Source organism: Desulfomicrobium baculatum DSM 4028, from assembly GCF_000023225.1.
Classification (GTDB): Bacteria; Desulfobacterota; Desulfovibrionia; order Desulfovibrionales; family Desulfomicrobiaceae; genus Desulfomicrobium; species Desulfomicrobium baculatum.
On the sequence record NC_013173.1, the window covers coordinates 2,319,077 to 2,338,680 of the forward strand.

20 protein-coding genes are annotated in these 19,604 nt (G+C 55.6%); 5 read left to right on the forward strand and 15 right to left on the reverse strand.

The genetic code is table 11. The features are described 5' to 3' along the window. Window positions 1-41: 41 nt before the first annotated feature. The 11 genes from DBAC_RS10105 to DBAC_RS10155 form a co-directional block, all read right to left on the reverse strand. A complete protein-coding gene (locus DBAC_RS10105; protein ID WP_015774194.1) occupies window positions 42-1,181 on the reverse strand; it encodes an HD domain-containing phosphohydrolase in 1,140 nt (379 codons plus the stop codon). Window positions 1,182-2,350: 1,169 nt separating this feature from the next. Beyond that, window positions 2,351-2,686, reverse strand: coding sequence for a YegP family protein (locus DBAC_RS10115; RefSeq protein WP_015774195.1), 336 nt, complete (start codon window positions 2,684-2,686; stop codon window positions 2,351-2,353). 245 nt (window positions 2,687-2,931) lie between these two features. Next, window positions 2,932-4,836, reverse strand: a complete 1,905-nt coding sequence (gene selB, locus DBAC_RS10120; RefSeq protein WP_015774196.1) for a selenocysteine-specific translation elongation factor — start codon at window positions 4,834-4,836, stop codon at window positions 2,932-2,934. 12 nt (window positions 4,837-4,848) lie between these two features. Next, complete coding sequence (locus DBAC_RS10125) at window positions 4,849-6,210, reverse strand: aminopeptidase (RefSeq protein WP_015774197.1); 1,362 nt, start codon at window positions 6,208-6,210, stop codon at window positions 4,849-4,851. 95 nt (window positions 6,211-6,305) lie between these two features. After that, window positions 6,306-6,464, reverse strand: a complete 159-nt coding sequence (locus DBAC_RS10130) for a rubredoxin (RefSeq protein WP_043812375.1) — start codon at window positions 6,462-6,464, stop codon at window positions 6,306-6,308. 56 nt (window positions 6,465-6,520) lie between these two features. Continuing rightward, the gene (locus DBAC_RS10135) at window positions 6,521-7,939 is read right to left on the reverse strand and encodes a 30S ribosomal protein S1 (RefSeq protein WP_015774199.1); all 1,419 of its coding nucleotides are present in this window, start codon (window positions 7,937-7,939) and stop codon (window positions 6,521-6,523) included. A gap of 29 nt (window positions 7,940-7,968) precedes the next feature. Continuing rightward, window positions 7,969-8,469 (reverse strand): peptidylprolyl isomerase, encoded by a 501-nt coding sequence (locus tag DBAC_RS10140; protein ID WP_015774200.1) that lies wholly within the window; start codon window positions 8,467-8,469, stop codon window positions 7,969-7,971. 263 nt (window positions 8,470-8,732) lie between these two features. After that, on the reverse strand, window positions 8,733-8,885 hold the full coding sequence (locus DBAC_RS19225) for a hypothetical protein (RefSeq protein ID WP_015774201.1): 153 nt from the start codon (window positions 8,883-8,885) through the stop codon (window positions 8,733-8,735). 56 nt (window positions 8,886-8,941) lie between these two features. Next, complete coding sequence (locus tag DBAC_RS10145) at window positions 8,942-9,883, reverse strand: cation diffusion facilitator family transporter (protein ID WP_015774202.1); 942 nt, start codon at window positions 9,881-9,883, stop codon at window positions 8,942-8,944. A gap of 10 nt (window positions 9,884-9,893) precedes the next feature. Then, window positions 9,894-10,244 (reverse strand): cupin domain-containing protein, encoded by a 351-nt coding sequence (locus DBAC_RS10150; protein WP_015774203.1) that lies wholly within the window; start codon window positions 10,242-10,244, stop codon window positions 9,894-9,896. Between the two features lie 35 nt (window positions 10,245-10,279). Further along, entirely contained in the window at window positions 10,280-10,858 is a 579-nt protein-coding gene (locus tag DBAC_RS10155; RefSeq protein ID WP_015774204.1) for a hypothetical protein, read from the reverse strand. Window positions 10,859-11,095: 237 nt separating this feature from the next. Between DBAC_RS10155 and DBAC_RS10160 the strand changes: the two genes are divergently transcribed. The 3 genes from DBAC_RS10160 (at window position 11,096) to DBAC_RS10170 (ending at window position 13,798) form a co-directional block, all read left to right on the forward strand. Then, window positions 11,096-11,680, forward strand: a complete 585-nt coding sequence (locus DBAC_RS10160) for a TetR/AcrR family transcriptional regulator (protein ID WP_015774205.1) — start codon at window positions 11,096-11,098, stop codon at window positions 11,678-11,680. A gap of 122 nt (window positions 11,681-11,802) precedes the next feature. Continuing rightward, entirely contained in the window at window positions 11,803-12,141 is a 339-nt protein-coding gene (locus DBAC_RS10165; protein WP_015774206.1) for a PilZ domain-containing protein, read from the forward strand. Window positions 12,142-12,385: 244 nt separating this feature from the next. After that, window positions 12,386-13,798, forward strand: coding sequence for a M23 family metallopeptidase (locus tag DBAC_RS10170; RefSeq protein WP_015774207.1), 1,413 nt, complete (start codon window positions 12,386-12,388; stop codon window positions 13,796-13,798). 75 nt (window positions 13,799-13,873) lie between these two features. On the opposite strand, the gene DBAC_RS10175 is transcribed toward DBAC_RS10170, so the two are convergent. Next, on the reverse strand, window positions 13,874-14,641 hold the full coding sequence (locus DBAC_RS10175) for an acyl-[acyl-carrier-protein] thioesterase (RefSeq protein WP_015774208.1): 768 nt from the start codon (window positions 14,639-14,641) through the stop codon (window positions 13,874-13,876). Window positions 14,642-15,011: 370 nt separating this feature from the next. Here DBAC_RS10175 and DBAC_RS10180 point away from each other — a divergent pair, with 370 nt between their 5' ends. Next, the gene (locus tag DBAC_RS10180) at window positions 15,012-15,944 is read left to right on the forward strand and encodes a GGDEF domain-containing response regulator (protein WP_015774209.1); all 933 of its coding nucleotides are present in this window, start codon (window positions 15,012-15,014) and stop codon (window positions 15,942-15,944) included. A 72-nt stretch (window positions 15,945-16,016) separates the two neighbouring features. Then, complete coding sequence (locus DBAC_RS10185) at window positions 16,017-16,541, forward strand: type 1 glutamine amidotransferase domain-containing protein (RefSeq protein WP_043810814.1); 525 nt, start codon at window positions 16,017-16,019, stop codon at window positions 16,539-16,541. Window positions 16,542-16,566: 25 nt separating this feature from the next. Here the strand turns inward: DBAC_RS10185 and DBAC_RS10190 are convergent, their stop codons facing one another. From DBAC_RS10190 to DBAC_RS10200, 3 genes are all read right to left on the reverse strand, one after another. Next, the gene (locus DBAC_RS10190) at window positions 16,567-17,469 is read right to left on the reverse strand and encodes a response regulator (RefSeq protein WP_015774211.1); all 903 of its coding nucleotides are present in this window, start codon (window positions 17,467-17,469) and stop codon (window positions 16,567-16,569) included. A gap of 31 nt (window positions 17,470-17,500) precedes the next feature. Further along, window positions 17,501-17,890, reverse strand: a complete 390-nt coding sequence (locus DBAC_RS10195) for a response regulator (protein WP_015774212.1) — start codon at window positions 17,888-17,890, stop codon at window positions 17,501-17,503. A gap of 79 nt (window positions 17,891-17,969) precedes the next feature. Beyond that, the gene (locus DBAC_RS10200) at window positions 17,970-19,598 is read right to left on the reverse strand and encodes a sensor histidine kinase (protein WP_228644981.1); all 1,629 of its coding nucleotides are present in this window, start codon (window positions 19,596-19,598) and stop codon (window positions 17,970-17,972) included. Between the last annotated feature and the right edge of the window lie 6 nt (window positions 19,599-19,604).

Consider the following 19,604-nt stretch of genomic DNA (forward strand, 5'->3'; position numbering starts at 1 on the left):
TATATGAAACTAAAATTTATTTCATAAAAAATCTTTAAATTTTATTCATAACAAAATAAATCTTTGATAATTAATATTTCATTCAAAGACGCAACAAATACATCTACAAGTTTAGAATCAAAATGCTTATCTTTCTCACTTACAATGATTGATACCGCATCGTCTACTGAAAAAGAATCCTTATAGGACCTTCGAGAAAGCAATGCATCAAAAACGTCAACGAGTCCGACAATCCGTGCTTCAATGGGAATATTCGCACCGCGCAAACCTTGAGGGTATCCTTTTCCATCCCAACGCTCGTGATGAGACAAGGCAACAATATGCGCTACCCGTAGCAAATCAGACTTACCATCTGCCAAAGCTCTTGCGCCAATCACGGTGTGTTGCTTCATGATTTCAAACTCTTCAGGTGTAAGCTTGCCGGGCTTAAGCAAAATATGATCTGAAATACCAATCTTTCCAAGATCATGCATTGAACTCGCCAAACCCAATTGCGCAGCGTCTTCCTGAGACATTCCACACTTCAATGCGATCAATTCTGTATATGCCTGGATTCGTTTAATGTGATTCCCTGTGTCTGTATCACGCAATTCTGCAGCAAGGCATAATCTGAAAATTGTTTCCCGCTTGACTTCATTCAGTTCGATATTTTTTTCTTCAAGCTTTTTGGTCCGTTCTGCCACCTTAAATTCAAGGCTCGTATTATATTCTTTCAATTTTCTTTCTGCGATTTTGAGCTTTAAATGAGTTTTTATCCTTGCATTAACTTCAATTATATCAAATGGTTTTTTTATATAATCAACAGCACCAAGCTCAAAAGCTTTATTCAAAGTTAATGGATCACGTTCTGAAGTTATAAAAATCACAGGAATATCATTAGTATCTTTATTTTTTTTTATATATTTACAAACATCAAGGCCATTCATATATGGCATGGAAATATCAAGCAGTATTATATCAGGCAAAGCGTAAGATAAAGAATCAAACGCTATCTTGCTATCTTGCGATACTGAAATTTTTGAATAAGAACTTAGCGCCTCAATCAATACAAGTATGTTAATTTCATAATCATCGACAATTAAAATTTTGCATTCATTCAACTCTTCATCAATTTGATCATTCGGTACTTGCAAATTAATATTAAATTCAGAGTATTCGTCAATACTGTATTTATACTGCATAAATCCCCCTGCGATAAATTATTAATTCATTTTGAAAAATAAATTATCACTAATATCAAAGAATCACCATCAATATGTACTCAAACTACTTGGTTATATGCCGCAGCTACAATGCCTAACCAACAGTATATTTATCATCATTTTGATACATAATTTTATACGCAATTACGCATGGAGCGTTGTTTAAAGCGAAACCAAGTCACGAAAAATTAATCGCCACTCTAAAAAAAACGCTATTAACTACTTGTAATGTTATATATAATAGCTTCGGAAATAAAACAGCCAAACTCGCACCGAACATGGTTTTTTCCATGCAACAGCAAGCAAAAATCAGCAGCACAGTCCTGAAATGATGGCCACGCACAAGATATTGAAATGAGTACGTATTCAGAAAAATGAAAGGCAAACAAAAGCGGAAATGAAGGCATGCCACACCATACAAATTTAATTATAACATAAATTCGTATAGTTATACTAAAAAAATACAAGCAGAAAAGCTAAATTTTCGAAAGAAGCGAACTGGAGGAAAAAATCGACCAAAACGCGGATACCTCAGAAGCGGACTGGGGACCCGATCCCTGCACCCCATTCACCTCTTTCTCCCCACTTCCGCTGCGCCTCAAGCGTTCCGTCGTGGGCCGGGCGAGGGCTGGCGGCTGTTTGACCGAGCCCAGGCATCGTTTGCTTTCCGGCCGCGTGCCGGACAACGCTCCGCACGCTGTCCAAAACTCAAGGCTGGGAAGCATTACGAGGCCCGCGAGGGAGTTCCGGCAGACCTTGTCCGGTCCGCGACGGAACGCGTTTCCCGCCAAAAACATGCCTCCAGCATACGAGGGGACGCGCCCCCAGCACCCCGTTCACCGTTCTTTTCTCACCCCTTACGCTCCGCCTCAAGCGCTCCGTCGCGGGCCGGGCAAGGGCTGTCGGCTGTCTGACCGAGCCGGGCATCGTTTGCTTCCCGGCCGCGTAGCGGACAACGCTCTGTCCCCCTGTCCAAAACACAAGGCCGGAAAGCATTACGAGGCCCGCGAGGGAGTTCCGGCAGACCTTGTCCGGTCCGCGACGGAACGCGTTTCCCGCCAAAAACATGCCTCCGGCGGGCAGGGGGCGCCCCCCCTGCATCCCATTCACCTTTCCTCACCCCTCATTCACGCAAGATCAAGTACCGCCTATGCTTCAACCTCCACGACCGCTGCTTCGGAAGCATTGGTCATGACGGATTGAATCCCGTTATCCCTTGAAGCCACTGACTCATACTGCTGACTGGCGCCGATGACCTGATGATTTGCGGCAAGAAGGCTGAATGCATATTTCCCGGACTTTGTGTCGATCTTTTTGAACCGCCCTTCATCAACTGCATTCTTTTTAACCGATTCAATCCCGTTTTTACATCCGCTTTTGTCTTTGTAGCCTTCACTTGCGAGTATAATCTGCCCATTCCCGGCCTTAAGACGAAAACGAAATTCCCCGGCCTTATCCTTGTACATTTCAAATTTCCCAGACATTTTACCCTCCTTATGCGGTGAAAATTACGTAAGAAACATCGATTTACACTGTTCTAGTTGCACAATTTCGACACCCAAGGCAAGAACGGAGCATATTTTTTGTTCATCGCATAAGAAAAACATAAAATGACATCGTCAAATCAATTTACCAACAATTCCGAATCACTACAGTCCAAAACAAAAGGCACGAATTTCCGCTGCCGCAAAAATTCGTGCCTCACCAAAAACGCCCTTCAAACAGACGTTTAACGCTTCCGAATCTGCCTCTTATCTCCAATACGCATAGTGATCTTTTCCTTGTCCAGATATTCGAGCACCGGGATGGCAAACTTGCGCGTCAGGTCCGTCAGATCGCGAAAGTCCTGGGGGCCCATCTCCTGATTGGACCCGAAGAAGCCCCGCACGCGGGCGACAATCTCGTCCATGGCCGTTTTGGCGTAATAAAACTCCTCGCTGATCTTGATGAGCACGCCCTCTTCCATCAGCAGCCGGTACATCTGCGCCACATCCTTGGCTGTCAGCCCGTTTTCCTCCAGAAACGCCTTGGTGGTGGGCGGCATGAATCTCGCTTGCACATAGGCCGTCTCCATCAGCGTACGCAATCCCGACTGATCCGAGGCCAGGGAAACCACATGTCCCGGCAGTCGCAGGATGTCGGCTTCGAGCACCACCTGGCCGGATTTGACCAGCCGCTCAACCAGGAAGTGCACCAGCTTGGGGTGCATGCCCCGTCCGAATCCCGAAATCAGCTCAGCCCGCGACAATCCCTGACGCATGGGTTCGCGGCGATGATAGTCGCCAAGGTAGGCCAAACAGTCTCCGGCCAGGCCGTCGAGCACGTCCGCGCCGACAAAGCGCCTGTCCTCGCGGTCGAACTGGAAGGCCAATTGCTTCCCGCCCAGGATCTGCAGGGTCTTGTCGAGAAGCTTGGACTCCATGTCCGTCATGATGCGCAGTTCGGCCACGGTCAGGCCGCCGCGCCCGGCCAGGCGCAGCTGTGCCAGCAGAAGCTCCTCGCCGGATATGGACCCCAGGGTGCTTAAGGTCTCCATGTCCTTGGAGTGGCGGCGAACCTTGCGGCCCAGCGGGTTGATGATCCGGCCGCCGGCCACGGTCTGCAGGGGCGAAAAGGAGCGCACGATGCAGCGGTCCCCGAATACGCCCGGCAGGGGTCGCGGAAAGCGGACCTGGCAGACCGCTGTCTCGCCCGGTTCGAGCTTGTCGCGGTCGAGAAAAAAGAGCTTGGCCAAAATCTCGCGCGAGCCGTGGTGAAAATGAACTTCCGTGCGGTGTTTCAGGGGGTTGGGCGAGGATGACAGACACATCATTTCCACGTCCCAGACCGGGGAGGGAAAAAGGGTCTGGGGATGGGCCAGCACCTCGCCGCGCTCAAGCTCCGCCACCTCCAGGCCATACAGGTTGACGGCGGTACGCTCGCCGGCGTGGGCCGTTTCGGCGGCCGTGCCATGCACTTGCAGGCCGCGTACCTTAGAGCGGTGTCCGGACGGGACAATCTCGATCTCCTCACCCAGGCGCAGGGCTCCGGAAATGGACGTGCCCGTGACGACCGTGCCATGCCCTTTCATGGTGAAGACGCGGTCAACGGGCAGACGAAACAGGTCCGAACGCCGGTCAGGGGCAAAAGTCGAGGACAGTTCGGCGATGTGGCCTTTCAGCTCTTCCAGTCCCGCGCCCGTGTGGGCCGAAACCGGGACAATGGGCGCGCCCTCCAGAAACGATCCGGCCAGATAAGCCTGCACTTCCTCATGCACCAACTCAAGCCACTCCTCCTCGACCATGTCGGTCTTGGTCAGAGTCACCAGCCCGGCCCTGATACCCAAGAGCGAACAGATCTCCAGATGCTCGCGGGTCTGAGGCATGATGCCCTCGTCGGCGGCAACCACCAGCAGCACGAAGTCAATGCCAGCCGCTCCGGAGACCATGTTCTTCACGAAGCGCTCGTGCCCGGGCACGTCGATGATGCCGAGGCGAATCTGCGGGGTCAGGTCCAGGTAGGCGAAACCCAGCTCGATGGTGATGCCGCGCTTCTGCTCCTCGGCCAACCGGTCGCAGTTGATGCCGGTCAAGGCCTTAATGAGGCTCGTCTTGCCGTGATCGATATGTCCGGCCGTACCCATGATGACAGGCATGCGTCTTTCTCCCTAGCTGCGATAGAATGCGTTGTAGGCTTGCACCGTGGCCAAAAGGTCGGCCTTGGAGCTGATCTCGAAAGGGCTGTGCATGGACAGGACTCCGGGGCCAAAATCGATGATTTCCATGCCGTAGATTGCCAGCTCCTTGGCCACAGTGCCTCCGCCGCCCTCGTCCACCTTGCCCATCTCGGCCATCTGCCAGGGGATGTTTTCGGCTGCCAAAAGCGCGCGGAACCAGGCCACGTATTCGCAGTCGGCCTCGCTGGCTCCGTACTTGCCGCCGTGGCCGGTGAACTTGGAAAAAACGGGGCCAAAGCCCAGCAGGGATGCGTTGTATTTGTCGTGCACGTCCTGATAATCAGGGTCCATGGGGCAGTGCACGTCGGCGGACACGGCCTTGGTTCGCCCGAGGACGTGACGCAGCTTTGTGTCCGGCTCCCAGGCATCGAGGATGTCGGCCAGGGCGTATTCCATGAAACGGGACTTGGCGCCCGTCGCCCCGTCGGACCCGATCTCCTCCTTGTCCCACAGGAGCAGAATCTGGGTATGCCCCCCAGCCGGCGCGGCCATGAATGCCTTGAACGCCGCGAATACGCACAGGCGGTCGTCCTGTCCGTACCCACCGAGCAGGGCGCGGTCCAGGCCCACGAAACGGGCCTTGCCTGCGGGTACGATCTGCAGCTCGGCGCTGTAGAGATCCTCCTCGCGGATGGCGTAACGCTCGAAAAGAAGCTCCAGCACCCGCTGGCGGACTTTGGCGTCCTCGTCGGTGGCGGCCGGTTCGTGGCCGATGGCGATGTTGAGTTTTTCGGCCACGAAAGCCTTCTCCACGGTCTCCTCGCGTTGCTTGCGGGCCAGATGCGGCAGCAAATCGAGCACCGTGAAGACGGGATCGGTCTCGTCCTCGCCGATGCAGACCGGGATGACCCGGCCGTCCATGGCCACGATGGTGCCGTGCAAAGCCAGGGGCCGGGCCAGCCACTGGTACTTCTTGAGGCCGCCGTAATAGTGGGTCTTCATCAGCGCGACCTGACATTCCTCATGCAGCGGATGCTGCTTCAGATCCAAATGCGGGGTGTCGACATGGGCCGTGATCAGACGCAGGCCCTCGGACAAAGGCTTGCTCCCTCGCCGGGCCAGCAGCGCGGCCTTGGAACGGAAGGGCAGGATGACCAAATCCTGCCCAAGGTCGGCGGAGAACCCGCAGACCTCGGCCTGTTCGGCCACCCAGGCGACGGTTTCGCGCTCGGTCTTGCACCGGGTCAGAAAGTCCAGGAATTCATTGGCCAACAAATCCATGTCGGCCCTATCATCGCTTGCCCCGTAGCGGTCCCAGCAACTTGCAGTCTTGTGCTTGAGCACCTCATCCATCGCAGCCTCCCATTGCAACCCGGACAACCGCCCGGAAACGAAAAAAGGGAGCGGAATCACTTCCTGCTCCCCACGAAACCGAGGACAATCCGGCATCAATCCATCTTGTCGAAAAACTCTTTTTCCGCGCCGCACTTGGGGCAGACCCAATCTTCGGGCAAATCCTCGAAAGCGGTTCCGGCAGGAATGTTGTTTTCCGCATCGCCTTCCGCCGGATCATACACATAGCCGCACGGGCATTCCCATCGTTCCATGGCCATAGGAGCCTCCATTGTATTTAAGGTGAACGAATCTGCTCTCGCAAAAAAGTCTAGCTTTTCTTCTTCAAGGCCTCGGCCAGGGCGCTGCCCAAAGAGCCCATGTCAGGCCCGGAAGACTGGGGCTTGTACCCCTTCCAGTCCGACACTTCCTCTTTCTTGCCGGTTCCGAGGCTGATCTTGCGCTCGCGGAGGTTCACGCTCTCGATGCTGACCACGACGGTATCGCCCGTGTTCAGTTTGTCGAATTTGACCTCACCATCGGCCCTGGACATGACGGACTGGGGCAGGAGTCCGGTCACGCCCGGCTCCAGGGAGATGAAAAGACCGAACTGCTGACGTTTCTCCACAGTGCCCTGCACGGTCTGGCCCACGGGATACTTTTCGGCCACATTCATCCACGGATCGCCTTCGGCATCCCGCATGCTGAGTGAAATGCGCTGCTTCTCCACATCGATCTGCTTGACCACGGCCGCGACCATGTCGCCGACCTGGACCACGTCACCGGGCTTGTTGATGCGCTTCGCGTAGCTCATCTCGCTAACGTGCACCAGACCCTCGATGCCGGGAGCGATCTCCACGAAGGCACCAAAATCCATGAGCTTGACCACTTTGCCCGTAACCTTGTCGCCATCCTTGAAGCGCTCGCCAATGGTCTTCCAGGGGTCGTCCTGCGCCTGCTTGATGGACAGGGACAGGCGGGTCTCGCCGGGCTTCTTGCCCGCGCTTGTGCCAAGATACTTGACCCGCACCTTGTCGCCCACGCTAAGGATCTCTTCCGGGCTCTGAATTCTGGCCCAGGCGATTTCGGAAATATGCACCAGCCCTTCCACGCCCGGCACCAGCTCCACGAAGGCTCCAAAAGCGGCCAGGCGGGTGACCGTGCCTTCGACGATGTCACCGTCGCTCACAGTCTCGAAAAAGCTGGCGCTGGCCTGCTTCTGCTCCTCTTCGAGCAGGGCCCGGCGGGATACGACGATGTTGCGACCGTTCTCGGAAACCTTGGTGATCCGGAACTGCAGGGTCTGACCAACATAATCCTCGGGGGTCGCGACGTAGCGCGCATCGATCTGGGAAACCGGACAGAAGGCGCGATGCTTCAATATTTCCACATGAAAGCCACCCTTGATCTGCTCCCTCACTTTCCCTTCCACCGGCACGCCGCTGTTATAGGCGTCTTCGAGCATATTGAGGCCGCCGATGCCCGTCAGAGCCTTGGACAAACGCACGCTGTCGTCAGTCACGCCCACCACGTAAAGTTCCAGCGTATCGCCTTCGGCGACACTCAACTCTCCGTCGTCGTTCAGCAATTCCTCGCGGTCCACGATGCCATCCACGGACGCTCCGCAATCCACGAAAGCCGCCTTCTGACCAATGGAAATCACTGTACCGGAAATCTTGTCCCCAGCCTTGAGGGCTGTCTTGCGCTGGGATTCATAGGATGCGAACAGCTCGGCAAAATCTTCACTCATGATTGACTACCTTACTTCACCGTAAACCGTCATTCAAAACGGGTAATGGAGTTAATGGACACCTGATCGGCGGGTGCGTGTTCGTGATCGCCCTGGGGTTTGACCCGGACTTTTTCAATTTTCTTGACCACATCCATCCCGTCAATGACCTGACCGAAAACGCAATAGCCGAACTCATCCTCGCCCTTGTGATCAAGGTCCGGGTTGTCGACCGTGTTGACAAAAAACTGGGCGCAGGCGCTGTGCGGATCGGCGGTGCGAGCCATGGCCACGGTGCCTTCGAGATTTTCGAGGCCATTGGCGGCCTCGTTGGCGACAGGCGGCCGGGTGGGCTTTTCGCGCATCATGTTGTCGAGTCCGCCACCCTGGATCATGAATCCTTTCACGACCCTGTGAAACAGGGTGCCTACATAGAAATCATCATCCACATAACTCAAAAAATTGGCCACAGTCAGCGGCGCCTTGTCCGCGAACAGTTCAACCAGAAATTCTCCTTTGGTCGTATCCACCAGGACCACCGGATTGCTCATTCTTCCCTCCAGAAAATGGTCTCCAATAAAGGAGCATAAAAATATACGGCTCTCCCCAATTTGGCAAACTCTTTGCCGTGTCCCGGCCAAATGAATGCCAGGGCGAAACCGGCCTCGCTCCGAGGCGAATATCACATTATTTACGGCATGTCCGCAAAACGAATCAACATGCTTGAATCATTCGCCAAAAAGGACTAAAAAGCCCCTCGTCCGGGCCCCGCGCGCGTTGCTTCGCCCTGAACCCGACGCACGCCACAAGGCCGCTACTCGCTCTTGCCCCTGCGGTATCCGTCCTTGAAATCGTCCGCCGCGTTTTCCACGCCCTTGACCGTTTTGCCGGTCACTTCACCCACGGTCGAACAACCAGCCCCCAAAAAGACCGCCAGGCAGACCAGCGCCACCCATTTCCTCCACATGCAAACCTCCTATGCGGATGCGCGGCGAGGATGCAAAGCCCCGCCACGCGCTTCGTTCAACTCTGCCTGCCCTTTTGGCAGGCGGACCTGTCGCAGAGCCCCCCCACTTTCCAGCCGTCAAACGAGGCATGATCCTCGCGAGGCTCCACGTGGATGGTGGTCTGGCTCCCCGGCAAGCCGGCCTTTATGGATTCTTCGATGTCGCAGCACAGATCATGCGACTCCTGCACAGTCATGGATCCGGGCACGAGCAGGTGAAAATCCACGAACCTGACGGACCCGGACTTGCGCGTGCGCAGAGCGTGAAAGCCTGCCTCCGTCCCCCCGATGCGTTTGATGACATCCGTGATCAGGAAAATTTCATCCGTCGGCAACCCCTCGTCCATAAGCCCAGCGGCAGAGCGGCGGACCAGCCCCACGCCGGTCCAGATGATGTTGACGGACATGATGAGCCCCAGGATCGGATCAAGTATCTGCCAGGAAGGCGGCGCGAAATGCATGACCGCAAGCGCGGACACCAGCCCGGCCGAGGTCCATACGTCGGTCAGCAGATGTTTCGCGTCGGCCTCCAGCACGATGCTGTCATATTCGCGGGCGGCGCGGAGCATTATCCTGGACACTGCGAAGTTGACGGCACCGGCCAGCGTGGCCACGACAATGCCGGTTCCCAGAAAATGCAGCTCCTGCGGATGCAAAAAGCGCTGCGCCGAGGCGTAGGCGATACCCAGAGCCGCGATGCAGATCAAGATGCCTTCCATCCCGCTGGAAAAATACTCGACCTTGCCGTGACCGTAGGCATGGCTCTGGTCCGCAGGACGGTACGCGAGAATGATGGCCATGAGCGCGATGAGCCCGGCGGTCAGGTTGACCACGGACTCCACGGCGTCGGAAAAAAGCCCCACCGACCCGGTCAGGAAAAACGCCCCGAATTTGAGGGCCATGGTCAAAAGCGAAGCGCCTATGGAGAGGTAGGCATATTTCCGGGCATGGACCAACATCGCGGACCTCTTATATTTCAGGAGCTCCGGCGGGTACCAGGCAAATGAATGTCAGTGCGCGGTCTCCGGCGTTGCGGATCTGATGCTCCTCGTCCCCGGGAACAAAGACCGCATCTCCCCCAGCGACACGGGTCCATTCGCCGGCATGGAAGACCTCTCCTTCGCCTGCGTGAAAAAAAATCTCGTGCTCCCAGGCATGAGCGTGGCGCGGCGTGTGTCCGCCCGGCGCAAGATCAAAGCGGCGCATGCAAAAATTGTTTGCCCCGTCGATGCGGCCGATAACCACCCTGCCCGTCACCCCTCTGGCGACGTCGGAATCAAAATGCACGGCTTCCGCGGCCGTTGTAGGCATGATTTTCATTGTATCTCTCCTTTCCGGCGCATTGCAATGCCGGATCAATAATTCCAGACATCAAAGAAATTAAACCCGATAAGCACATGCACATCCTTGCGTACGGACAGAAAAACGCTTCCGCGCACCGGACAGTAGGAAAATTTTCCATTGTCGAGCATCCAGAAATCATCCGCACGATCCTGGACAATGGCGAAGGAGTGCCTTCTGCCCGCGAACTCGACCGAAACCACGCCCAGGGAGTCGTCGGGAAACCCTGCGTCACGCAGTCTGTGCATGATGGCTATGGACTGATCCAGGCTGATCCCCCGCCCCTCGTTCATGGTCACCGAAGAAGGACGCCAGAGATCTCCCAGTTCGTGCCGGATCTCAAGCAGGGTACGCCGATGGATGCGGCGCATGAGCGGCAGGTCCACCGTACCCTTGACCTCTTTGGTCGGACGGTCATTTTCAAACGTCATGGACTCCATCTGCGCCTTTTGCCAGGCACAGACATCGTCATAGAGAGGACTGTTGCGAACCCGGTCATTCCTGACGAAGGCTCTCTTGCCCGGCCGCAGCCCGTAAAGACGGGCGCGCAAGGCTGAAAACACGTATCCGGACCAGTATTTCAAGGCATTCATTCATTGCTCCTTGCCGACAGTGGACGTTTCTTATTCAAGATCAGAGCGTTGTTTGTCAATTTATGCGAAATCCCGTGCCGCGTTGACAAAAAACAAGACGTTGCATATTGATTGGGTATTCAATTTAAAGAGTTAGCTTGTTTTTCCGCATTCTTGTGTCCGCCGGGCGGACATTTTTTTGAAATTTCGGAACACCCTTTTTCGCTATCCACCAACAGACGCACGAGAAAAACCATCATGGCCACGGGACCGACCAAAAAAGAACTGCTGCTCAAGGCTGCCAAAGAACTGTTCAGCGAACACGGTTATTCGGAAACGACGTTCAAGAAAATCTCAGAACGGGCCGGCGTGGCTCTCGGGCTTCTGACCCACCACTTCGGCAACAAGGAAAAGCTCTTCCTCACAGCCGGCCTCGATGTCGTGCACGAACTCGTGCAGACCATGCGGACCAACCTGCAAGGCGTTCCCAATGGCCTTGAAGCAGTCCGGCTCTTCGCCAAGACCTATTTTGATTTTGCCCGCAATCCACGCCAGGATTTCATGGTTCTGGTGCGCTGCTCACCTTTCAGCGATCTGAAGACCGTCGAAGACAAGGATGTGATGATCCGCAACTTCTCGGAACTTTACGACATCCTGGAAGAATGCGTGGAGCGCGGGGTGCATGACGGCAGCATCCGCAGTCTCGACCCTCACAAAACCTCGGTTGTCGTTTTCTGCAACCTTGTCGGCGGCATCAGGCACGGTCTGCTGACTCCCTACGGAGATGAAGGCCTGTTCGACGATATCGTTGAATTTGTCATTTACGGACTCAAAGCAAGATAAACGCAGCCACTGCGGTTCTTTTTTCTTATTTTTCCAATTGGCCTTTTGCTCTCGTAAGGTTTATCGGGAACTCATATCCCGGACTTTTTTCCACCCCGCGCTGGGCGGTGCAGGAGCAGGCAATGTTTGAAAAAAGAAAATGGCCACGAGTCCTCTGCCTGGAACTTTGCGAGATGCACCCAGGCTCCGACAGCGCCCGGAAGCAATCCTCGCGTGTACTCAACTACAGCTATAACGGACTGCTGCTCGAAACGGACATGCCGCTTGGCACGGGGCAATACGTCAAGATCGACGTACGGGGTAAGGCCATGGAGAACGCGCTGACAGGACTGGGCAGACGCGTAGGGAAGGTACGCTGGTGCTCGCCCCGGCCCGAACAGCTGTCCGGCTATTTTGCAGTGGGCGTCGAGATGCTCGGCGGCGTAAGCGAGGAAGCTCCCAGCCGCGAAACAGTCCGCTAACACACATGGCCACGGCAGCCGGAACGGCTCTTGGAGCCGCGCAGGATTCTTGCGTCATGACCGCGACCCCTCGGCCGGAACATCGACAAAATTCCGAACATCTGTCCACCCGGGAAACAAGTGCTTGAGCTTGAAGTCTTACACAGCTATGAGGGCACGACCAATTCAACGCAAAGCCCGGGCGTGACCATACCCAGCCGATCAAAGCATCATCCGGGCCATCGCCAAAAAAGCCTACGGACGTATGACAAAAAAGAATCGACATAAATTTCGCCGACCGGCCAACCTGTCCCTGAAGCGCAAAACCGCGTCTTCTCGGCTGACCGTGCCTTTTTTCGCCCTCCTGGGGGCGACACTCATCGGGGCCGCCATTTTCTTCAACTTCCTCGCGCCAAACGAAACCCAGTCCAGCATCGACTGGAGCGTTCAAGGCGTAACCACCCGGCACGAATACCAATACGACGATCTTAAAGACGATGGGGAGTTTGCAGATCCGCAACAGGAAGACCAGGAACTGCCCGAAGCGTACGCCCCGCGGGAACCGGAAATCACCCGCATGAGCGACACCATAAAAAGCGGAGATACGCCTTCGACGCTTCTGGAAGGCCATCTCGGACTTCCCGAGATCTATTCCCTGTGCAACGAAAGCAAGGACTTCTATCCCCTGGACAATCTCAGGGCAGGCCAGCCCTGGACCATGATCTATTCCAACAAGGCCCTGATCGGTCTGGAATATGAGATCGATTCAAACGAACGTCTGGTTGTTTCCCTGACCGATTCCGGCTATGAATTCCGACGCGAAGCCATCCCCTACGAAACGGAAACCAAAACCGTATCGGGAGTGGTCGAGAGCAGCCTGTTCGGAGCGGTGACCACCGCCGGCGAAAGTGAGGAACTGGCCCTGCGGCTGGGCAATGTTTTCGCCTATGACGTCGACTTCACGCGGGATCTGCGCACGGGTGACACGTTCAAGGTCATCATCGAGAAGAAATCCAGGGAAGGCAAATTCGTCGGGTACGGACAACTCGCGGCAGCCAGTTTCACCAACCAGGGGCAGACCTACTACGCCTACCAATACACGGACAAAAAAGGTAACACGGCCTATTACGACGAAAAAGGACGTCCGTTGCGCAAGGCCTTCCTCAAATCACCGCTGCCCTTCACGCGCATCTCCTCTGGCTATTCCATGAGCCGCCTGCACCCCATTCTGAAATACCGACGTCCGCACCAGGGCATCGATTACGCCGCGCCCACCGGAACCCCGATCAGCACGGTCGCCGACGGCATCATCGCGCAGGTCGGCTCCAACAAGTCCCAAGGCCGATTCGTACGCGTGATCCACAGCAACGGCTATGAGACCATCTACAATCACATGAGCAAATTCGCCAAAGTCTCCAAAAAAGGGGCGAAAGTGAAGCAGGGCGCGACCATCGGCTATGTCGGCAGCACCGGATACGCCACCGGCCCGCATCTTGACTTCCGCATGAGACAAAACGGCAAGCTCATCAACCCCTTGAAGCTCAAGACGATGCCGGCAGACCCCATTGCAAGCAAGGAAATGCCGGCCTTCAAGGCTGTGGTGGCCGCGTACAAAGCCCAGCTCGAAGAGCCCGTGCAGTCCGCAAAACTGGAGCAGGCCCCCGCACCCAATCCATAAGCGGACAAGGCGATAGATCCGCCCCCGCCCCGCGAATGCCTGCCGCCATCACCGGGCCATGTTTTGGCCCGTAGATCATTCCCCCGCGGCGTGCCTCGATGAACCCAAATCCAGCCGCGCAAGACAGACCTCCTTCGCATGCTCAAGGTGGCGCATCTGCAGAAGCACGGCGCCCTCGCCCGTCACGGCATGCCGTACCTCGAGCTTGTCTTTGTCCCTGACCTCCCGCGCGTGGCGAATGCGCACGCAGCCAAAAGGCGTTTTCATGCCGAACAGGGCCAGATGGTCCGCAATCCAGTCAAGGTAACGCAAATTGTTCATGTGCCCGAGGCCATCCATGTCGCTTGCGCGAACAGTGCGGATATCCGCGAGGCAATCATCCTGCGGTGCCTGCAAAGCCGCAAGCGGGTGGTCAAAGACCGGCTCCGGCATAAGCTCGGCCGGCAGATGGAAAAAGGAATCGGCCTTGCGTGGATGCCTTGTGGCAAGGTCCAGCCCGAGCCAGGCGCTCGTCCCTCGGGCGACCAACTGACCGTTTTCATCACAGATGCGGTAATCGCGATGGCAGAGAATTCTTTCGGCCCGGGTAGGCCACGTCGAAATTCGCACCATTTCGCCAAGTTCGGGATACCGCGATACATGCATGGCCTGTTCGCGCAGCACCCACGCCGTGTTCTGTGCAGCCAGCTGCTTCATGCCAAGCCCGAGCCGCTCGGCGTGCCCTCCTGCGCTCTCCTGGGCAAAACGGCACAAAGCCGAAAGCGTTATCCGGCCGGTTGCGTCCGTATGGTAGAGCTGTATTTTTCTGGTCTGTTCAAAAACCATCGCGCCGTCAGTATTCATTTAGTATCCTTGTGTTTTTTTTAAGAGGGCTTTTACACAAAATCTTGATATCAGTTATCTGGACAAAAAAATCGTCATACCCTCGAAGAAGGAGATCCATATATTTTAACCACTTGAAAAGAACAAACTCCCTTCTGAGCGGGAATGACTTTTTACGGCATCTCCCGACTTTTTGCCGCGAAGTCATAGGATAGTCTTGAAAAATTCGCGCACCCTCCGACTTCCAGTGTGACGTACATACTATTTCACATTGGCCAAGGGTCTTTGGTTGCATGATCGACTGAAGATGCTTAGAAACCCGTCTAGACTTGAATAGAGTCCTCAAAGCTCATGAACGTTCACCATTCGCAATCCCGGAGGAGCCATTACCTTGCCCCCTTTTCCGAGCAAAAACACGATATTGATCGTTGATGACGAACCCGTCAACATCAGGGCCCTTGAAATCGTCCTGGGAGATGAGCATGACCTGACCTACGCCACCACTGGCGAAATGGCTCTGGAGATGGCTCGCGCAGAACCACAGCCGGACCTCATCCTCATGGACATCGTCATGCCTGGCCTGGATGGCTTTGAAGTTTGCGCCGAACTCAAAAAGGATGACAAGACCCGCAACATCCCCGTCGTTTTTCTCACCGCCAAATGGGAAACCAGCGAAGAGGCCAAGGGACTTGAGCTCGGAGCCGTGGACTATATCCGCAAACCTTTCAGCCCTCCGATCATTCGCGCCCGGATACGCAATCATCTGGAACTCAAAAGGAATCGTGACCTGCTCGAAAACCTGTCCACCCTCGACGGGCTGACCAACATTCCCAACCGGCGCAGGTTCGACGAAATTTACATCCAGGAGTGGAACAGGGCGTTGCGTACAAAATCATCGCTGTCCCTGCTTTTCATCGATATCGACCACTTCAAGAACTACAATGATCTCTACGGCCACATGGCCGGCGACGACTGTCTCAAGGCCGTGGCCCGGGTTCTTCAGTCTTCCCTGGGCCGTCCGGCCGACTTTTTGGCCCGCTTCGGCGGGGAGGAATTCATCATCCTGCTCCCGGACACAAAAGAGCAGGGTTGTCTCCATCTGGCAGAAAACATCCGCCGCGCTCTGAAGGAATTGCATATCGAACACCTGGATTCTTCGGTGGCCGATTACCTCACCGTGTCCATTGGGGCGGTGACCTGCAACGACGTCACCCAGTGCGACCGCTCCTTTCTCCTGGAGCAGGCGGACAAACTGCTCTATCAGGCAAAGCACGAAGGCCGGAATTGTGTCAGGGCGAATAGCGTATCCTGCAAGACAAACTGACTCACGATTCCCGCCGGACCTTTCCGGCACGACTCAGGAGCAAGGGATGGTTTTCAAAACTTCACGGAGGAAATGATGGAACTGACAGGAAAGAAATTCGTGCTTCTGGTTGAAACACAGTTCAACGACCATGAATTCTGGTACCCCTATTTCAGGCTCAAGGAGGCTGGAGCACAGGTCGTGGTGGTCTCGGGCAAGGCCGGTCAGAGCTACGAGGGCAAATACGGAACTCCGGCCAAATCCGAAAAGGCTCCGGCAGATATCAATGTGGCTGAATTCGCGGGGATCATTGTTCCCGGCGGATACGCCCCCGACCACATGCGCCGGGATCAGAACACGGTCAGCCTGGTCAGGGCCTTCGACCAGCAGGGCAAGATCGTCGCGGCTATCTGCCATGCGGGCTGGGTGCTTGTTTCGGCGGGTATCCTTAAAGGTCGCACCGTGACCTCCTTCTTCGCCATCAAGGACGATCTGGTCAACGCCGGGGCCAAATGGCAGGATAACGAGGTCGTCATCGACAAGAACATGATCACCAGCCGCACGCCCGATGATCTCCCCGCTTTCATGCGTGCCATCATCGCCGCCTGCAAATCCTGACCAGCGGTCCAGCCGGGATGGCAGGCTATGGGCACTGCAAGACCAGGCGTGAGATTTCGTGAAATAGCTCCTGCTCGCGCACGACGCCCACAATCCTGCCTTCCTGCTTAACGGCCACACGACGACGGTTTTCTTCAAACAAAAGGTCGGCCACCTGCATCAGATTGGCTCCGCAATCCACCACCGGGGGCCTTTGGTTCATGATGTCACGCACGCATCTGGACTCAAGATCGCGCACCCGCGTGTTGAAAAGCCCCTGCCAGAACATTCCTGAATATTTCACTGCGTGATTCATCCCACCGTGCGCCGCTGCGACATAGTCCGGCCGCAGCGCCTCGATAAGATTGCGCATGTTCAGTACGCCCACCAGCTCTTCCCCTTCAAAAACCAGCACCGCCCTATGACCGCATTCCATAACCAGACCTGTGGAAATGAAATTCTCCGCCGCGACTTTGAGACGCTCTATGCCTTCCCGGACAGTGCTTGAAGCCTGCACGCAGGTGTACTCGTCGATGGGGATCATAAGTTCGGCGATCGTCCGCTCCCGCTCCTGGATTTCAGGCACCGGACGGACGGCGTCATGTATGCGGGCCACAAGGACATCCACATCGCAGGGCTTGCACAGGTAATCGAACGCTCCGGCCATGAATGCCCTTCGCGCGGCCCGCTCTTCGCCGTGTCCGGTAAGAATGATGACCTTGGTCTTCGGCTTCATAGCCAAAATACGCGGCAAGGCCTCGTCTCCGTTCAGCCCCGGCATCCGCACGTCGAGCAGAACAACGTCGGGGGTGATGGTCTCCAGAAATTCCAAAGCCTTATCGCCATTTTCCACCAAACTGACCACAAAGCGCTTGTGTTCCAGAATTTTTGCCATCGTATCCCGAAAACGCGCCTCATCGTCCACAATCACAATATGGGGCCTGCTCACCGTGCCTCTCCTCGTCTGTCCTTAAAAAAAATCACGTATCGGAAGACAATTTCCACATTTCATAGGCCACTTTGACCCTGTCAAGAAGGTGGCTCATTTCTATCGGCTTGATCAAAAAATCAAAAGCGCCGCTGGTCAGACACACTGCGGCATCGTCGGAGGTGGCATGACCGGTGAGAATGATGACCTGCACGGCCGGAAGGCTGCCCTTGATTTCCCGAAGCACCTCTTGCCCGGTCATTCCGGGCATCTTCAGATCGAGCACGACCACCTGGCATCTCTTGTCTTTAAGAATATCCACCACATTCTTGCCAATGGAACACAACTCCACGTCGATGCCCTTGCGCCGGAATATCTTGGCAGCGGTTTCCAGATAGCTTTCCTCGTCGTCGACCAGCAGAACCCGCAATGTATCATCCATGATCACCTCTTCATAAGCTCGAACATTCACGGACACTCCGTCCATCCGGCAAAAGAACCGCCAAGTCGGCGTGTTCCCATCACTCCAGGGAAGACGGAACTCTGGGCAAAAGGAGATAAAACGTCGACCCCTGCCCCTTCACGCTTGTAAAATCCAAAACTCCCTTCATGCTCTCAACTATCCCGTGACAGACCGACAGTCCCAACCCTGTCCCGCTGCCGGCCGGCTTGGTGGTGTAGAAGGGCGTGAAAACCAGCGTCTTCTGCTCTTCGCCAATGCCCGCGCCATTGTCCCTGATTTCGATACGGACCGTGTCCGCGCTCTCGGCGGAACAGGCCAGACCGATTTCGCCAGGCCGGACATGGGCGGTCTCGCTGATGGCATACATGGCGTTATTGAGCAGATTCAGTAAAACCTGCTGCAACCGGGCAGGATCGACGTGCACGACCAGACGCGTGGGTGGAATATCGACCCGCAGGGCAATGTTGCTGAGCTGAATCTTTTTTTGAATCATGGTCAGCACTTCGGGAATAAACGTGGACACATCGATGTTCTGCGCCTCGGACTTGCCCGCTCGTCCGAAACTCAGAATCGAATGGGTGATGCGCGCGCAACGGTCGATCTGAAGCTTGATCTGGTTGACGCTTGCGGCCATCTCGTCCACGTCGCCAAGAAACTCGGCGTCTTCTCCAGCCCTGGCCCTGAAATCCTGCAACAGCATTTCGATATAGGCCTGGTCGCTCTTCATGATTTGCAGAGGATTGTTGATCTCATGCGCAAACCCGGCGGCCATTTCGCCCAACTCGGCAAGACGCCCGGCCCGATACAGCTGCTCACGCAGCTTTTCGCGTTCCTCGTCACGCTGCAGCAGCATTTTCTCCACATATCCGGTCAGATACAATGACGACAAAAGGACAATGATGCCTCCGGAAAGCAGGGACATTCCCAAAAAAAGCAGCGTCGAATCGGCGGCGCTGAATAGTGTGCCGCAATGCTTACGCGCGCCCAGGATCCACCCGCCATGGCTCATGACGGTGCTTGAATAGGCGGCGTCGGAAAGTGAATCCCGGAACGCCGTGCCGACACGATCCATGAACACATGCTCTACCAGCGCCCGGTCTCTGGTCAGAACCTGCCCGCCGCTTCCGGCAATGACTTCCCCGTCAGGGTTGACGAGAAACAGATCGACTCCCTCGCCGCGTCCGACCGTGAACAAGCTGGTGAAAACCGCCGGATCCAGAGAAGCCCGCATGACAACGATCTCATCGCCGGCATTGACCCTCAAAGCCACAATGCAGAGAGGGAGGCCCATTTGGCCGGAGACCACGCTGCTGATGCTGCTGCCCCTTTCCAACGCTTCGTCCAGCCATCGCCCCGGCACAACGTGAGTTCCCTTGTAGACGCTTGGCCCCGCGTAAGCCAGCACCATCCCCTTGGGGCTTACGAGAGCGACATCGACAAGCCCCTTGTGCTTGACGGCCAAGGTCTCGAAAACGACGCGCAATCCGGCGGAATCGGGATATTCCAGCTGGGCCCTGGCCATGGCCAGATCGCCCAGAAAGTCATCCAGAAAACGATCCACCACACGCGCGTTGTACGCGGACAGCAGCGTCAATTTATCGAGACCGCTCTGCTGGGCATGATTCCAAAAAAGATACCCGCCCGTTCCCAAAGCCAGCAACACGGGAATGAACGGAGCCAGCAACATGGCCAC

Excerpts from the sequence above, each read along its gene's own strand:
- DBAC_RS10105 (WP_015774194.1), bottom strand. The coding sequence starts at position 1,181 with ATGCAGTATAAATACAGTATTGACGAATACTCTGAATTTAATATTAAT.
- DBAC_RS10115 (WP_015774195.1), bottom strand. The coding sequence starts at position 2,686 with ATGTCTGGGAAATTTGAAATGTACAAGGATAAGGCCGGGGAATTTCGT.
- selB (WP_015774196.1), bottom strand. The coding sequence starts at position 4,836 with ATGCCTGTCATCATGGGTACGGCCGGACATATCGATCACGGCAAGACG.
- DBAC_RS10125 (WP_015774197.1), bottom strand. The coding sequence starts at position 6,210 with ATGGATGAGGTGCTCAAGCACAAGACTGCAAGTTGCTGGGACCGCTAC.
- DBAC_RS10130 (WP_043812375.1), bottom strand. The coding sequence starts at position 6,464 with ATGGAACGATGGGAATGCCCGTGCGGCTATGTGTATGATCCGGCGGAA.
- DBAC_RS10135 (WP_015774199.1), bottom strand. The coding sequence starts at position 7,939 with ATGAGTGAAGATTTTGCCGAGCTGTTCGCATCCTATGAATCCCAGCGC.
- DBAC_RS10140 (WP_015774200.1), bottom strand. The coding sequence starts at position 8,469 with ATGAGCAATCCGGTGGTCCTGGTGGATACGACCAAAGGAGAATTTCTG.
- DBAC_RS19225 (WP_015774201.1), bottom strand. The coding sequence starts at position 8,885 with ATGTGGAGGAAATGGGTGGCGCTGGTCTGCCTGGCGGTCTTTTTGGGG.
- DBAC_RS10145 (WP_015774202.1), bottom strand. The coding sequence starts at position 9,883 with ATGTTGGTCCATGCCCGGAAATATGCCTACCTCTCCATAGGCGCTTCG.
- DBAC_RS10150 (WP_015774203.1), bottom strand. The coding sequence starts at position 10,244 with ATGAAAATCATGCCTACAACGGCCGCGGAAGCCGTGCATTTTGATTCC.
- DBAC_RS10155 (WP_015774204.1), bottom strand. The coding sequence starts at position 10,858 with ATGAATGCCTTGAAATACTGGTCCGGATACGTGTTTTCAGCCTTGCGC.
- DBAC_RS10160 (WP_015774205.1), top strand. The coding sequence starts at position 11,096 with ATGGCCACGGGACCGACCAAAAAAGAACTGCTGCTCAAGGCTGCCAAA.
- DBAC_RS10165 (WP_015774206.1), top strand. The coding sequence starts at position 11,803 with ATGTTTGAAAAAAGAAAATGGCCACGAGTCCTCTGCCTGGAACTTTGC.
- DBAC_RS10170 (WP_015774207.1), top strand. The coding sequence starts at position 12,386 with ATGACAAAAAAGAATCGACATAAATTTCGCCGACCGGCCAACCTGTCC.
- DBAC_RS10175 (WP_015774208.1), bottom strand. The coding sequence starts at position 14,641 with ATGAATACTGACGGCGCGATGGTTTTTGAACAGACCAGAAAAATACAG.
- DBAC_RS10185 (WP_043810814.1), top strand. The coding sequence starts at position 16,017 with ATGATGGAACTGACAGGAAAGAAATTCGTGCTTCTGGTTGAAACACAG.
- DBAC_RS10195 (WP_015774212.1), bottom strand. The coding sequence starts at position 17,890 with ATGGATGATACATTGCGGGTTCTGCTGGTCGACGACGAGGAAAGCTAT.
- DBAC_RS10200 (WP_228644981.1), bottom strand. The coding sequence starts at position 19,598 with ATGTTGCTGGCTCCGTTCATTCCCGTGTTGCTGGCTTTGGGAACGGGC.